We start from the raw sequence: 14,850 nt of genomic DNA, 5'->3' as shown, positions 1-14,850 counted from the left end.
TCGGAGGCGACCTCCGTCACCTCCGGCACCGGACGGCGGGGCTTTCCCCACCTGGGGCGCGCCTTCCGTCCCACCCCATGGCAGCCGGGCCCGGGTCAGCCGTTGTCGCGCGCGTTTCTGCGGCGCAGGGCGATGAGGCCGCCCGCGATGGCCAGGACACCGGTGGCGGCCACGGCCGCGACCCCGCCCGCGCCCGAGGCGGCCAGGTCCTGTCCGCTGCCGCCCTGTGCCCGGGTGTCCTCGGCGCCCGCCGGGGTGGCTTCCCGGGTGGCCGTCGTCTTACCTCCAGCACCGGTCGCCGTGCTCTGCGCGGGGGCCGGCGCGGCGGCGGAGACGATCACCTTCGGCCGGGTGAACGCCAGGGTGCCGAAGCCGAGTTGGTCGTAGCCGCCGCCTTCGCCGTAGTTGCCGCCGCCGCCCTCGGGGCGCACCTTCTCGGCGAACGCGGTGACGTACGGGGCGTCGAGGCCACGGCGGTTGACGTAGTGGTTGTAGATCGACTCCCAGATCGGGCGGAGGTCTCCGCGGGAGGCCGTCGACGGGGCGGTCAGGGTCTGCGAGCCGCCCCAGATGCCCGGCGCGCCGTACTTCCAGGTCCAGGAGGTGTAGGGCACGTCCTGGCCCAGGTTCCACTTGGCGACGTACTCGAAGCCCTTCAGCAGACGGTTGTCGTCGTAGCCGTACAGGTCGATGCCCTGGTTCCAGGCCATCTCGGCGATGGCGCCGGCCAGTCCGACGCCCAGGGTGGCGTGTCCCTGGTCGCGGCCGACCTCCACCCACTGTCCGAGGCCGCCCGGGTGGATGTGCGTGATGAGGTTCTTGATGGAGCCGTTGCCCTTGCCGGTCTTGAAGTAGGTGACGGCCTCGTCGACCTTGTCCTGGTCGTCGCAGAGGATGCCGGTGGCGAGGACGCACGCGATGCTCAACAGGTCCCAGCTGCCCCAGTAGTTGGTGATGAAGGCGCCGTTGTGATGGGCGAGGAAGTCGCTGCTCTCCTTGCAGAAGACGTCGACCAACATCTTCTGGAAACGGGCGAGTTCGAAGCCCGGGTAACCGCGCATGATCTCGGCGGCGTTGGCGAACTGGTAGCCGTGCAGGCCGGCCGCGATGAACCGGTCGGCGTTGCCGTCGACCGAAGTGAGCACGGCGGACCAGGCGTTGAGGATGTCGCGGGCGGCATCCGCGTGGGCGCTGTCGCCGGTGACCTTCCAGCGCAGGGCGTTCTGGTAGGCGGCGTGGACGTCGTGGTACAGCGTGCCGACGTTCGTGCCGTCGCCGCCGCGCACCACCTTCGCCAGCGGGTTGGCCTTCCAGGTGCTCTGCGCGTGGGAGTTGGCCGCCAGCACCGCGTAACCCGCCTTGTACGGCGCCCTGCCCGCCTTCACCGCGGCCGCCATCCGCTCGAAGTCGGCCTGGTTGTGCAGCATTCCGGGATGCGCGAAGCCGCCGCTCGCTTCGGCGGGGGCGGCCCCCATGGCGGCCGTCGCGGTACCGGCCACCGCGGCGGCGGCCCCCATCCTCAGCACGCCGCGCCTGCTCATCGTCGGTCGGCTGTCGTCCTGGCTCACTGGCACTCGCACTCGCACGGGTGGCTCCTGGCTCCTGTCGATTCCGGTCGTACGGAGAGGGAGACGTGCGAGCGGACCGCGCATAACAAAAAACGCCCCAGGGAATGGAACCGTTTTCTACACGCGCTGCCACTCCTGGCACACTGTCCACTCTCGACACATCGACGGAACAAGGGTGGGACGGGTGCGCACGCAGGACGTGCAGGAACGGCCGGACGTCACCGTCGTCGTGGCGGCGCGGGCCGGAGACCCGCAGGCTTCGGAGCGGCTCGTACGGGAGTGTCTCCCGCTGGTCTACAACATCGTCGGTCGCGCACTGGACGGGCACAGCGATGTCGACGACGTGGTCCAGGAGACGATGCTGCGGGTGCTGGACGGTCTGCACGGGCTGGAGCGACCGGACCGTTTCCGGTCCTGGCTGATCGCCATCACCGTGCGCCAGATCCGTGACCGGTGGCGCAGCGGTCGGACCCGGCCGATCGCGGATCCACTGGAGGACTCTCCCCAAGAGGCCGATCCTCAGGCCGACTTCGCGGATCTGGCGATCCTGCGGCTGGCGCTGTCGGGGCAGCGGCGCGAGGCGGTGGAGGCGACCCGCTGGCTGGAGAGCGAGGAGCGCGAGGTGCTCGCGCTGTGGTGGATGGAGGCCGCCGGTGAACTGACCCGCGGCGAGCTGGCGGCGGCCTGCGACCTCACCCCGCAGCATGCCGCGGTGCGGGTCCAACGGGTCAAGGAACGGCTGGAGACCGCGCGCTCCGTCGTACGGGCCGTGACCGCCTCCCCGCGCTGCGCGGAACTGACCACCGCGCTCACCTCCTGGGACGGGCGGCCGTCCGCACTGTGGCGCAAGCGGCTGGCCCGCCATGTCCGTGACTGTCCGCAGTGCCTGTTCAGCGCGTCCGATCTGGTGCCTGCGGAGGGCCTGTTGGCCGGTCTCGCGCTGGTCCCCTTGCCGATCGGGCTGGCCGGACTGGTGCTGGGCAAGGTCTTCGCCGGGGGCTCGACGGCGGGAGGAACGGCGGCCGCGAGTACGGGTGTCCATACGACGGGCGGTGCTGGGCGCGTGGCGCGGCTGTTCGGCAGGTTGGCCGCGAAGCCGGTGGTGGCGACGACGACCGCCGGCGCCGTGGCCCTCACGGCCGCGGGAGTGGCCTGGTACGCCACCTCGTCGCCGCACCAGCCGACACGGCACCCTGCCGCCGGGGCCGCGCCCGCGCCCGCGGTCTCTTCCCACTCGCCGACTCCGAGCGCTTCCCCGTCATCGAGCCCGACCGCGACGCCGTCCCCGACCGCCTCCGCGAGGCTTTCAGGCCGACACGCGCTACGGTCCGTCGACGACCCCGGTGACTACGTGGCCCTGTCCGGCGGCCTGGGCGTGCTCACTCCGGTCGGTGCCAACAGCACCGCGACCACCAGGGAGACGGCCACGCTGACGTTCGTGCGCGGTCTCGCCGACCCCGACTGCTACTCGCTCCGCGACGCCGAGGGCAGGTACGTACGGCACTACGCCTTCCGTATCCGGCTGGCCGCGAACGACGGATCGGCCATCTTCCAGAAGGACGCGACCTTCTGCGCCCGCCCCGGCTCCACCGCGGGGTCGGTCGCCCTGGAGTCGTACAACTACCCCGGCCGCTATCTACGCCACCGCGACAACCGTCAACTCTGGCTCGACCCCGCCGAGAACACGGCCGCGTACCGGGCCAGTCGTTCCTTCGTCGTCACCACGCCGTGGGTCTGACGGAGCAGAGGGATGCGGGGCCGGACCGCTCCGGCCCCGCGGTCGAACTCTGCGTGGCCGTCAGGCCCGCCTGGTGCGCCGTTTCCCGCTCCCCTGGAGCAGACCGGTGCCCGCGCCCAGCGAGACCAGCCCCATGCCGATCGCCATGCCGATCCCCGCGCCCCCGCCGATGGCGAAGGGGGCGATCGCGGCCACGGTGAGGTTGAACAAGAACAGGAACCACAGCACCGGGCGCGAGCCGAGGAACGACTTGAGGGGTTCGCGCCGGAAGAGGGTGACTCCCGCCACGAGGGAGAGAACGCCCGCGCCGATGGTGGCCGCGGTCCTCTGCGTGCCTTCGAGGTCGCCGAGCACGGCGCCGGGTGCCAGTGTGGCGGAGAGCCCGGCCAGGAACAGAACGGTCAGGACCGTCCAGGAGAGCAGGGATTTCATGGGGATCCTCTTTCTCTGAACGGTTCAGCCGCGTAGGTGCATGCCGCCGCAGATCGACCAGACCTGGCCGTTGATCCACTCGCCGTCGTCGGAGAAGAGGAAGGCCGCGATGCCGGCGACGTCGGAGGTCTTGCCCAGGCGCGGGCTGAGGGCGGCGGCGATGGCCTGGGCCTGCATCTCCTTGTCGGCCTGCCGGATCTGGGTCTCGCCCATGACCAGGCCGGGGGCGAGTCCGTTGCAGCGGATGCCCTCCTTGCCCCAGCGGGTGGCGATGTGCCGGGTCAGCGCGTTCACCCCGGCCTTGGACGCCGAGTAGGCGGGCCGCACCCGCGCACCGCTCCAGCCCGCGCCCGAGGAGGTGTTGACGACCGCGCCGCCGCCCGCCTCCAGCATGTGCGGGATCGCCGCCTTGGCGGCGAGGGCGTAACCGATCAGGTTCACGCCCAGCGTGCGCTCCCACACCCCCAGGTCCATCTCCAGCAGGTCGAGGTCGCGGCCGAGGTTGGCGTCGGAGACATCGGCGCCGACGTTGAACAGGCCGTCGATACCGCCGAGTTCGGACGCCGCCCGGTCTATCAGCGCTTGGATGGACCCCTCGTCGGAGAGGTCGAAGGCGACCGGGACCGCCACGCCGCCCTTCTCCGTCGCCCGCTTGGCGGTGGCCTCCGCGCCCGCGATGTTGATGTCACCGACGACGACCGAGGCGCCCTCCTCGACCAGCCGCTCCACGCCGGCCGCCCCGATGCCGGTGGCTCCACCCGCGACGACGATGCGCTTGCCCTGCAGTCCCCTCATGACCCACTCCTTCTCATGAAGCACGTACACATTGATGGAACTGAGTCTCATCCATGAGGCATCGCTTCGCAAGTGCACGCGTGGTTCGCTTCTGGGTATGGGTGTGGGTACGATTGCCGGATGAGTGAGAACACGGCGATCACGGGGTTGACCAGCACGCGGGACATCGCGCGGGCCGCCGTACGGGCCCGGCTCGCCGAGGTGGCGTTCGAACTGTTCCGGCGCGAGGGCTTCGACCGGGTCACCGTCAACGAGGTGTCCGCGGCGGCCGGAGTCTCGCGCAGTACCTTCCTGCGCTACTTCGCCACCAAGGAGGAGGCGATCCTCAGCGCCTTCGACAAGCAGGACGCGCTGGCCTCCCAGGCCCTGCTGGACTGCCCCGTCGACCAGGACGACTGGACCGCCCTGCGGCACGCGATGTCCACCACCCTCGACCCCTTCCGCCGCGCCCAGCAGGAGTTTCTTCCCCTGGCCCGCCTGGTCGAGAGCACCCCCGCGCTGTCCGCCGGCCGCCGCGAGAAGCAGGTCGCCTGGCGCGACGCACTGGCCCGGGCCCTGGCCGAACGGGCGGGTGGCTCCGCGTCCGAGGCACCCCCGCTGCACGCTCTGGTCCGCGCCGCCGCCGCGGTCGAGTGCATGAACATCGCGGTCTCCCAATGGACCAGGTCGGACGGCCGCGCGGACCTCGACGAAATGCTGGACGCGGCGTTCGCGGCACTGCGCGAGGAGTGAACGCGCCGGTTCGCACCGGATGCCACAGCGATCGGGCCCTGGTTCCCTTCCTCAGGCGGGCGGGATGTCCTGCTCGGCCCAGATGCACTTGCCCTCGGCGAGATAGCGGGCGCCCCAGCGCCGACAGAGTTCGGACACCAGGTACAGGCCCCGGCCGTCTTCGTCGGTGTACTCCGCACGCTGGATGCGCGGAGTGCTGAGGCTGCCGTCGTAGACCTCGCAGATCAGTGACCGGCTGCGGAGCAGGCGGAGGCGTATGGGCCCCTTCGCGTGCCGGACGACGTTGCCGACGAGTTCGCTGACCAGAAGCTCGGTGGACATGGTCAGCTCCTCCAGTCCCCAGCCGGCCAGTTGGTCGCGCACATGCCGCCGGGCCTGGCCGGCCGCCTGAGGAGCCTCCGGCAGATCGAACGAGACGACCTCGTCGGGAGCGGTGCAGCGGGTGAGGGCGACGAGCAGCGCCGCGTCGTCGGTGGTGCGCTCGCCGTCGGGCACCAGAGCGGAGACGACGCTGTCGCAGAGGCCGTCGAGAAAGCCGGCGGCTTCGGACCCGTGCCCGGGAAGCCCGAGGCCGTGCCTGGCCATTTCCTCACCGAGCGTGCGCTGGAGCACGGTCTGCCCCTGCTCCATGTCACGGGCGGCCGCTTCGACGAGGCCGTCGGTGAAGAACACCAGTACATGCTCGCCCGGCAGGCCCAGTTCGTAGGTGGTGAACGGTGGCACTGCCACGCCCAGTGGTGGATCGGGGTCGAGGGGAGGCTGGTCGACCGTGCCGTCGGGACGTACGACGACAGGCGCGGGGTGACCGGCCGAGCAGATGGTGCAGGTCTGGGCGACCGGGTCGAAGACGGCGTACAGGCAGGTGACGAAGAAGTCCTCGCCCAGGTCGACGACCAGCTCATTGAGACGGCCGAAGAGCTCCGCCGCGGGCATCTCCAGTTCCGCGAGGGTACGGACGGCCGTGCGCAACCGCCCCATGGTGGCGGCTTCTTCGATGCCGTGCCCCATCACGTCACCGACGACCATCGCGACCCGGTCGGCGGACAGCGGGATCACGTCGTACCAGTCGCCGCCGACCTCTTCGTCCACGCCCACCGGCAGATAGCGGGCGGCCGCCTGTACGGCGGGCAGATCAGGCAGCGACTTGGGCAGCAGCGCACGCTGGAGCCCCTGCGCTCGGGCGTGCTCCACGTCGTACAGCCGTGCCCGCTCCAGCGCCTGGGCGACCACTCCGCTGCTGGCGGCCATCAGAGCGCGCTCGTCGTCGTCGAAGACGTGTGGCCGGCGATAGGTGATGATGCAGATGCCGATGACCCGCCCGGAGGTGGCGAGGGGCAGGAACGCCCAGGCCTTCATGGGCGACATGTCCAGGAAGGCCTGGTACTCCGGGCTCAGGTCGGTGAACCCGGCACCGGACTCGATGAAACGAGGAGTGCCCGTACGGAGCGCTTGAGCGATCTCGCCCAGGTCCTGTGCCTGTACCGATGAGACACGCCGCAGATAGTCCTCCGGGTATCCGACCTCGCCGACCACCTGGAGTCGGCCGCCCTCAAGCACTTCGATCCCCATCCCGTCGGCGTGGAACGCGGGAAGGAGGTGGTCCGCGACGGTTCGCACGATGTCCTTCGACGTGACGGCCTCGGACAGCGCTGCGGTCAGCCGGTCCATCCGGGCGGTCCACATCGCCACCGGCCGCTCGTCGGCGCCGGTCTCGGGGCCCCTCTCCTCCAGGTCGATCACATCGGTGAAGGAGAGGGCCGACCCACCGGCCCGGGAGGGCACGCACCGCACCAGCAGGAGAGGGCGATCGGCCGACCAGTGCCCGGTGAAGGCGGCCGGCGTGCCTTCGGTGAACGCCCGGCGGCACCGGTCCTCCAAACCGGGCACGCCACCCGCGGGTGAGTCCCACAGCACACTGCCGAGCCATTCCCGGCCGAGGCCCAACAACCGCTCGGCTTCCTCGTTGAGGTAGGTGATCCGCCAGCCGTCGTCCACGGTCAGGAACGGCTCGCGCAGAGTACGCAGCGTGTCGTGGGCCGTCTCCGGCGCCGCATTCGACCCTTCCGCGTCGGCTCCTTCGAGGAATCCGGTGAGCCACGTCGCCGTGCCGGCGAGAAACGACCGCTGCTCTGCGCTGGGCGGGATTGCCGTAAGTAGGGTGAGTGCGCCGATCGGTCCATCGACACCCATCAAGGGCATCGACGCGGAGCCGGAGGCCTGGCCCGGCGTGCTCTCCGCGCCCACCCATACGAATCGGCCTTCACGTACCGCACGGGCCGGTGCCGTGTCCCCGTCCTCCGCAAGGTCCCGCCACGCTTCGACGGTCTCCGATGTGAGCCCTTCGGCCACGACCAGGCGCAGCCGTCCGGCACCGGGAACGCGGTCGTGCACCAGCCCTGCGACGCCATCGAGCCCAGCCCTCACCGACTTCAGGGTCAGGAGCAGCCTCTGCGGTCCAGGCAACGTGGTCTCCATCAGCTTCACTGACGTCAACGTTAGTCCCGGACAATCGCCGTGGCATGTGCTCCTCCCGCGCCTGTTACCCGAGCACTGCTTCGGCTTCCCCGGTCAGGTGAGCGGTGCCGGAGAGGCAGTCTCCCTCTTGGCGAGGTAAGCGCGCATGCGGTCCTCGATGTCGTCGAACTGACGACCGGGAGCAGCGAAGCCCCGGAAAAGGGTTTCGCAATACTGCTGAGCGAGGAAGTCCGCATTCCACTCGCCGTCGAGCTTCACCCACTGGTAGGTGTGGTTGTGCAGGTTGAGGAACTGCAAGGTGGCCAGTCTCGGCTCGATCCTGCGGAACGAACCGTCCTCCATCGCCTGGAGGAGCAGCCCCTCGACGATGTCCTCGAACTCCCGCCGCTGACGCAGCAACCGGCGCAGGTTCTCCCCGTCCAGGCTCCGGTAGTCGTGCTCGTACACCCAGACGTGGTCGAGGCGGGCCATGATGTTCTCCACCAGCGTCTGCGACACCATACGAAGGCGCAGCACGGGATCCTCGTCCACGGCCGTAATCCGGAGGGCGCTGGCCAGCAGTGGCCCCATCACCCGGTCCTGGATCTCGACGAGCAGATTCCCTTTCGAGCCGATGTAGTAGTACAGCGCGCCCTTGGCCAATCCGACGGCGGTACCCACCTCGGCGATGCCGGTCGCGGCGTAGCCCTTCCGGGCGAACAGGGCGGCGGCCCTGTCGATGATGTCCTGACGCCTGGTCTCGTAGTCCGGCCCGTGTCCTGGTGGTCTCGCCATAGTGCATCACCCTAGGCGGTGCCGACGCTGAGATCGACAACAGGAAGACCGTTACGGTCGACCAGGCGCCTCGCGCACGCAATGCAGGTCGCGACATCCCACTGGTGATCATCAGCAGCGAGTACGCGCAGGCCGCTTCACCCAACGGTCGCTGGGCTCATGCACCGATCAGGCAGAAGGCCGGCCAACGATGACTGCGTCAGCCGCTGTCCCAGGAAGGTCGCTGCTGCTCCCCGTCAGGGCGATCCTGGTCGGACTGCTGAGCCTGGCTGGTGGGCGACTGACTCCGACCGGCGCCCTGGAGACGAGCATGCCTCCGCTGCTGTTCTGCATCGCCTTCGGGCTCTCCGTCGACTACGAACTCCTGCTGCTGTCGCGGGTGAAGGAGCACCACACGGCGCACGGCGACAACCGCGCGGCCGGCGTCTTCGGCGTCGCCCACACCGGCCGTCTGGTCACCGCGTCGGCGCTCGTCGTCGCGATCAGCATGGGCGCAATCGTCTTCTCCGGCATCACGTCACTGAAGGTCCTCGGCTTCGGCCCCCGCCCTGGCCGGACAGCCGACCAGCCGAACGCGGCGAGCATGAGCGCGAGTTGAGATCTCATGACGGTACGGCGTCTCACCGGCAGCGGTTGCCGGAGGCCAGGTTCACAGCGGGAACCACTCGGGCACCCTCCACCCACGAACGTCCGAGCCCGTGACCTTCACTCCCGCAAGGTCGATACTTTCCACAGAGGCATTCCCACCGACTCTCGACCGACCAACTCCAGAGACCTGACACCCCGTCACCGAAGTCAGCATCGACTCAGCTCCAGCCCCGCCAGAACCCGCTTCCGACCGCCGTGAACCGCCGAGATCCATATCTGACGAAACCTGCTCTGACCAGCAAGGAACCAGGTCAGAGACATGTCTACTAGCCTTGCCGGAGGTACCCATGAAGATGTTGATCAACGTCGCGGAGACCGTGGTCGCGGACGCACTGCGAGGTATGGCGGCCGCCCACCCCGAGTTGACCGTGGACGTCGAGAACCGGGTGATCGTACGGCGGGACGCCCCCGTGGCCGGGCAGGTGGCGCTGGTTTCCGGTGGGGGGTCGGGGCATGAGCCGTTGCACGGTGGGTTTGTCGGGCCGGGGATGTTGTCTGCGGCCTGTCCTGGGGAGGTGTTCACGTCGCCGGTGCCCGATCAGATGGTGCGGGCGGCGGCGGCCGTGGACAGCGGGGCCGGAGTGCTGTTCATCGTGAAGAACTACACCGGCGACGTGCTCAACTTCGACATGGCGGCCGAGCTGGCCGAGGACGAGGGTATCCAGACGGCCAAGGTGCTGGTCAATGATGATGTGGCCGTCACCGACAGCCTCTACACCGCGGGGCGGCGCGGGACGGGCGCCACGCTGTTCGTCGAGAAGATCGCCGGTGCCGCCGCGGCCGAGGGGCAGCCGTTGGACCGGGTGGCGGCCGTCGCCCGGCAGGTCAACGAGAACTCGCGCAGCTTCGGCGTCGCGACCAGCGCCTGCACCACGCCCGCCAAGGGCAGCCCGACCTTCGATCTGCCGTCGGGCGAGCTGGAGTTGGGCGTAGGTATCCACGGCGAGCCGGGCCGGGAGCGGCGGCCGATGATGACCTCCGGCGAGATCGCCGACTTCGCCGTCCACGCGATCCTGGAGGACATGCCGCCGCGCAACCCGGTCCTGGTCCTGGTGAACGGCATGGGCGCGACCCCCCTCCTTGAGCTGTACGGCTTCAACGCCGAGGTGCAGCGTGTGCTCGCCGAGCGCGGGGTCGCCGTCGCCCGCACACTGGTCGGCAACTACGTCACGTCCCTCGACATGGCCGGTGCCTCGGTCACCCTCTGCCAGATCGACGAGGAGTTGCTACGGCTGTGGGACGCGCCGGTGAAGACGCCGGGACTGCGCTGGGGCGTGTGACACGCCGGCGCGATCGGTCAACTCACCCACCACGCAAGGAGATCCAGTGCTCGACGCCGACTTCTTCCGCCGTTGGATGACGGCGACCGCCGCCTCCGTCGCCCGCGAGGCGGAACGGCTCACCGACCTCGACTCACCCATCGGCGACGCCGACCACGGCGCGAACCTGCAACGCGGATTCACCGCCGTGGCGGCCACCCTGGAGAAGGAGGCGCCGGACACCCCCGGCGCCGTCCTCACCCTCGCCGGACGACAGCTCATCTCCACGGTCGGCGGTGCGTCGGGGCCGCTCTACGGCACGCTGCTGCGCCGTACCGGCAAGGCACTTGGGGACGCAGCCGAGGTGAGTGAGGCGGAGTTCGCGGAAGCGCTCCGCGTGGGAGTCGACGCGGTCATGACCCTCGGCGGTGCCGCACCCGGCGACAAGACCATGATCGACGCTCTCGTCCCGGCGGTGGACGCGCTCCCGGACGGTTTCGCCGCGGCGCGGGCCGCCGCCGAGGAGGGCGCCGTGGCCACCACGCCCTTGCAGGCCCGCAAGGGACGGGCGAGCTATCTCGGGGAACGGAGCATCGGGCACCAGGATCCGGGTGCCACGTCCTCCTCGTTGCTGATCGCCGCGCTCCTGGAAACTGCGGAGGCCGACGGTGAGTGACGAGAAGCTCGTGGGGATCGTGCTGGTGTCGCACAGCGCTCAAGTCGCCGCCTCGGTCGCCGAGTTGGCGCGGGGCCTCGCGGGCGGCGGCGCTGCGGTGCCGCTCGCTCCGGCCGGCGGCACCGAGGGCGGCGGGCTCGGCACCAGTTCCGAACTCATCGCCGCGGCGGCCGCGTCCGTCGACCGCGGCGCCGGAGTCGCCGTCCTCACCGACCTGGGCAGCGCCGTACTCACCGTGAAAGCCCTCCTCGCGGAAGGCGACGAACTCCCGGCCGGCACCCGCCTGTTGGACGCCCCGTTCGTCGAGGGCGCGGTGGCCGCGGTCGTCACGGCATCAACGGGTGCCGACCTGGACGCAGTTGAGGCGGCGGCAGCGGAGGCGTACACCTACCGGAAGGTGTGAGACACGCACACGGGGGGCGTGACGAACGCCCCTGCCGGGCGGGCGGGAGGCCTGGTCGCAGCGAAAGCCGTACGGCGTACACCGGGAGCTGCGGCCTGGCGCCTCCTGCACAACGCGTGCGCCGGGGACGCCGGCACGGCCGCCTCCAACAGAACGCGTACTGCGGGCCCGCATCCCGACCGCCTCCAACAGAACGCGTACGGCAGGAGCCCGCGCCCGATCCGCATCCGGCAGAGCACATACGGCCCGAGACCGCAGCCCAGCCACCCCTGGAGCGCACACGGCGGAAGCCGCAGCCCGCGCGCCTTCGGCAAGCCCGCGCGACGAGGGCCACGGGCCGGCCGCCGCCAACAGTGCGCGTACTGCGGGGCCGCATCCCGGCTGTCGCCAACAGAGCGCGTACGGCAGGAGCCCGCGCCTGGTCGCATCCGGCAGAGCACATATGGCGGAAGCCGTAGCCCGCGCGTTCCGGCACAGCCCGTGCGACGGCAACCACAGCCCAGCCGCCGCCAACAGAAACGCACACGGCAGGAGCCGCACCCCAGCCGACTCGGGCAGACCCCGCACGGCGAACCTCATCGCCGATCGCCTCCGACAGAACACTCACGGCAGACACCACAACCTGTGGCCGCCTCCGGCACATCGCCTACGGCGGAAGCTGCAACTCAGCGGCCTCGCGCAGACCCCGCACAGCGAGACTCGTCGCCCAGGCGCCTCCGGCAGAACACGCCCGGTCGAAACGCGCTCGCCCCAACACCCCGTACGGCCCGCCCGATGGGTCGCCCGGATGGACCCCACCCCGCCCCCTCCACGCACCCCCTACGAAATCCCCTCCGCCGCAATCGCCAGCGCCGACCGCATCGTCTCCGCCACCTCGGCCTCCCCCGTCACCGCATCCCCGCCCGAACGCCAAGCGAACCGTTCCACCGCCGCACGCAGCGCAGCGTTCAGCATCGCCGCCTGGATCATGGGGCGCAGGTCGTCGGCGGGCAGGCCGGCTCGGGCGGCCAGGGCTCGGGCGAACGCCGGTTCCGCCTCGTCGTAGGTCTGGAGCCAGATCGCGCGCAGGCCCGGTTCCGTGCGGGTGAGGCGTACGAGGGCGGCGCCGGTGGTGCCGTCGGGGCCGGTGGCGGTGAGGAGGCCGGTCGCGAGGCGGGGGTCGAAGAGTTCCTCCAGGGGGCGGCCGGGCTGCCACTCCCGCAGTCGGGCGGCGATGACGTCGATTCCGGCCGAGAACAGCGGTCGTACGCAGCTCTCCTTGCTCGGGAAGTATCGCCACACGGTGCGCGCGGAGACGCCGACCGCCTGGCCGATCTGCTCGCCGGTGGTCGCCGCCACGCCCTGGGAGACGAACAGTTCCACCGCGGCGCGGGCGATCTCCAGTCGGATCTCGGCCTTGCGCGCCTCGGTGAGGGGTGGTCGTCCCGTGCGTCCGCTGGGTGCGGTCATCAGTTGCCCTCCGGCTGCCGTCGTGACCTCCCGGGATTCTCCACCATGGCCCGCCCATCAATTTATGTCACTCGCAGACATTAAGTCGTAGGGTGAGGGCACAGTGGGCGCGGAGCCCTCGCACGACGAACTCGCACAATGAACTTGTACGACGAACAGGAGCACCTCATGGCCAGTGGACTCGACGGACGCAGCGTCATCGTCACCGGAGCGGGTTCGGGCATCGGGCGCGCCGCCGCCGTGGCCTTCGCCGCGGAAGGTGCCAAGGTCGTGGTGGCCGACCTCAATGCCGACGGTGCCCACACGGTCGTCAAGGAGATCGAGCAGGCGGGCGGCACCGCCGTCGCGGTCACGGGTGACCTGAGCGAGCAGGCGGTCGTCGACGAGGTGACCGCGACCGCCGTGGAGCGCTTCGGCGGGGTGGACGTGCTGGTGAACAACGCCGGGATCATGGACCGCATGTCGGCGCTGGCGGACGTGGACGACGCCGAGTGGGAGCGGGTCATCCGGGTCAATCTGACCGCGCCCTTCCTGCTCGCCCGGGCCGTGCTGCCGCACATGCTGGCGGCGGGCCGGGGCGCGATCGTGAACACCGCCTCCGAGGCAGGCTTCCGCGGCAGCGCGGCGGGTGCCGCCTACACGGCCTCCAAGCACGGGGTGGTGGGCCTGACCAAGTCCCTCGCCGTGATGTACCGCAAGCAGGGCATCCGCGCGAACGCCATCGCCCCGGGCGGCACGCTGACCGGCATCGTCGTGGAGGCCGACCCGGCCGCCCTCGGCCCGGCGGCGCTCGGCCCGCACTTCGTGAACCTGGGCCGCGTGGCGCAGCCCGAGGAGCAGGCCGCCGCGATCGTGTTCCTCGCCTCGGACGCGGCGAGCAACATCAACGGCGTGATCCTGCCGGTCGACGACGGCTGGTCGGCGGTCTGACGCCCGCGCCCGGAGGGCTCGGCGGGCGCGGCCCTACGGCACCGGCCGCTCGGCCGCGCCCCGCACGAACAGCCGCGCCAGCCGCTGCCCCGTCTCCACGGCGGCGGCATGGTCCTCGATGGGCTTGACCCGGGCGTCCTTGAACACGATGTAGGTGACTCCGGTGTCCGTGCCGCCGCCGCGCGGATCGGCGCGGATACCGAGGCCCTTCGCCGTCGCGTACGACGCCTCGCCGATGATGTCGTGCGGACCGACGTCTCCTACGACGGCGTACTGCACCCGGCCCCGGTAGACGACGGCGGCGACCGAGCCGCCGCCGACGCGGTGGTCCCGGTGGTTCCAGAGGGCGCTCGCGGCGGGGACCACGATGTAGGGGAGCCGCTCGGCGTTCAGATAGCGGCCGTCGGACTGCTGGTAGGCCGTCATGGACGAGAAGAGCGGGTCGGTGCGCGCGTTGCAGCGGGCGCCGGCCTGTCCGTCGCAGTCGATGTCCAGGTCGGCCTTCCAGTAGACGGCTTCCTTGGTGCCGCAGACCGGGATCGTCGCGGGCTCCCCCTCGTCGCTGCGGTACCGGCCGCGCGAGACAGGGGCGCAGTCACGCACCCTGGCCAGCAGGTCGGCCGCCGCGACATCGCCCTCGCGCAGCGCCACCGGCCCCGCCTGGGATCGTACGAACGCGACGGGTGCGGAGGGAAGCATGGTCGGGGCGATCAGGGCGGCGCCGGCCGCGGCCAGCGTCAGCGACTGGACACGCACGATAGGGACCCTCTCCTGGGGGATCTGACGGACACTCAGCCCACCCTGGTACCGCTCCGCTCACGCGGCCACCGCTGAGGGGCCGGACGGTGCACACTCACCCGGAACGACAGTGGACACCCGGAACTCCCGACGGAGGCCGAATCCCTGAGCCGGCATCACTTCGGACGGAAGCCGAACCCTGAGCCCGCGTCACTCCCGACGGGGGCCGGGCG

The 14,850-nt window shown here is 70.7% G+C and carries 14 protein-coding genes; 7 read left to right on the top strand and 7 right to left on the bottom strand.

All coding sequences use genetic code 11. The features are described from left to right. Positions 1-95 precede the first annotated feature (95 nt). Positions 96-1,586, bottom strand: coding sequence for an alginate lyase family protein (locus AB0M63_RS42335; RefSeq protein WP_366023152.1), 1,491 nt, complete (start codon positions 1,584-1,586; stop codon positions 96-98). 166 nt (positions 1,587-1,752) lie between these two features. Here AB0M63_RS42335 and AB0M63_RS42330 point away from each other — a divergent pair, with 166 nt between their 5' ends. Beyond that, positions 1,753-3,306: a sigma-70 family RNA polymerase sigma factor gene (locus AB0M63_RS42330; RefSeq protein WP_366023151.1), complete on the top strand. Its 1,554-nt coding sequence runs from the start codon at positions 1,753-1,755 to the stop codon at positions 3,304-3,306. A gap of 60 nt (positions 3,307-3,366) precedes the next feature. Here AB0M63_RS42330 and AB0M63_RS42325 read toward each other — a convergent pair whose 3' ends face one another. Both AB0M63_RS42325 and AB0M63_RS42320 read right to left on the bottom strand, forming a co-directional pair. Beyond that, complete coding sequence (locus tag AB0M63_RS42325) at positions 3,367-3,738, bottom strand: hypothetical protein (protein ID WP_355902745.1); 372 nt, start codon at positions 3,736-3,738, stop codon at positions 3,367-3,369. Between the two features lie 24 nt (positions 3,739-3,762). Beyond that, on the bottom strand, positions 3,763-4,533 hold the full coding sequence (locus AB0M63_RS42320; protein ID WP_366023150.1) for an SDR family oxidoreductase: 771 nt from the start codon (positions 4,531-4,533) through the stop codon (positions 3,763-3,765). A 120-nt stretch (positions 4,534-4,653) separates the two neighbouring features. Between AB0M63_RS42320 and AB0M63_RS42315 the strand changes: the two genes are divergently transcribed. Continuing rightward, positions 4,654-5,265: a TetR family transcriptional regulator gene (locus AB0M63_RS42315; protein WP_355902749.1), complete on the top strand. Its 612-nt coding sequence runs from the start codon at positions 4,654-4,656 to the stop codon at positions 5,263-5,265. A gap of 51 nt (positions 5,266-5,316) precedes the next feature. On the opposite strand, the gene AB0M63_RS42310 is transcribed toward AB0M63_RS42315, so the two are convergent. Together AB0M63_RS42310 and AB0M63_RS42305 are read right to left on the bottom strand one after the other, a co-directional pair. Beyond that, positions 5,317-7,728: a SpoIIE family protein phosphatase gene (locus tag AB0M63_RS42310; protein WP_366023149.1), complete on the bottom strand. Its 2,412-nt coding sequence runs from the start codon at positions 7,726-7,728 to the stop codon at positions 5,317-5,319. A 105-nt stretch (positions 7,729-7,833) separates the two neighbouring features. Next, entirely contained in the window at positions 7,834-8,514 is a 681-nt protein-coding gene (locus AB0M63_RS42305) for a TetR/AcrR family transcriptional regulator (protein ID WP_355902752.1), read from the bottom strand. Positions 8,515-8,704: 190 nt separating this feature from the next. Between AB0M63_RS42305 and AB0M63_RS42300 the strand changes: the two genes are divergently transcribed. From AB0M63_RS42300 to AB0M63_RS42285, 4 genes are all read left to right on the top strand, one after another. Next, positions 8,705-9,112, top strand: a complete 408-nt coding sequence (locus tag AB0M63_RS42300) for an MMPL family transporter (RefSeq protein ID WP_366023148.1) — start codon at positions 8,705-8,707, stop codon at positions 9,110-9,112. A 337-nt stretch (positions 9,113-9,449) separates the two neighbouring features. After that, on the top strand, positions 9,450-10,442 hold the full coding sequence (dhaK, locus tag AB0M63_RS42295; protein ID WP_355902756.1) for a dihydroxyacetone kinase subunit DhaK: 993 nt from the start codon (positions 9,450-9,452) through the stop codon (positions 10,440-10,442). Positions 10,443-10,488: 46 nt separating this feature from the next. Beyond that, complete coding sequence (gene dhaL / locus AB0M63_RS42290; protein ID WP_366023147.1) at positions 10,489-11,097, top strand: dihydroxyacetone kinase subunit DhaL; 609 nt, start codon at positions 10,489-10,491, stop codon at positions 11,095-11,097. After that, a complete protein-coding gene (locus AB0M63_RS42285) occupies positions 11,090-11,500 on the top strand; it encodes a PTS fructose transporter subunit IIA (protein WP_366023146.1) in 411 nt (136 codons plus the stop codon). Before dhaL ends, AB0M63_RS42285 begins: the two co-directional genes overlap by 8 nt. Positions 11,501-12,319: 819 nt before the next feature. On the opposite strand, the gene AB0M63_RS42280 is transcribed toward AB0M63_RS42285, so the two are convergent. Beyond that, a complete protein-coding gene (locus AB0M63_RS42280) occupies positions 12,320-12,949 on the bottom strand; it encodes a helix-turn-helix domain-containing protein (protein WP_366023145.1) in 630 nt (209 codons plus the stop codon). 168 nt (positions 12,950-13,117) lie between these two features. Between AB0M63_RS42280 and AB0M63_RS42275 the strand changes: the two genes are divergently transcribed. Continuing rightward, entirely contained in the window at positions 13,118-13,879 is a 762-nt protein-coding gene (locus AB0M63_RS42275; RefSeq protein WP_355902764.1) for a glucose 1-dehydrogenase, read from the top strand. 33 nt (positions 13,880-13,912) lie between these two features. Here AB0M63_RS42275 and AB0M63_RS42270 read toward each other — a convergent pair whose 3' ends face one another. Then, positions 13,913-14,635, bottom strand: coding sequence for a glycoside hydrolase family 75 protein (locus AB0M63_RS42270; RefSeq protein WP_355902766.1), 723 nt, complete (start codon positions 14,633-14,635; stop codon positions 13,913-13,915). Positions 14,636-14,850 lie beyond the last annotated feature (215 nt).

This window comes from Streptomyces sp. NPDC051576, from assembly GCF_040681835.1.
In the GTDB taxonomy this organism is placed as follows: Bacteria; Actinomycetota; Actinomycetes; order Streptomycetales; family Streptomycetaceae; genus Streptomyces.
This window is presented reverse-complemented; position numbering and strand designations above follow the sequence as displayed.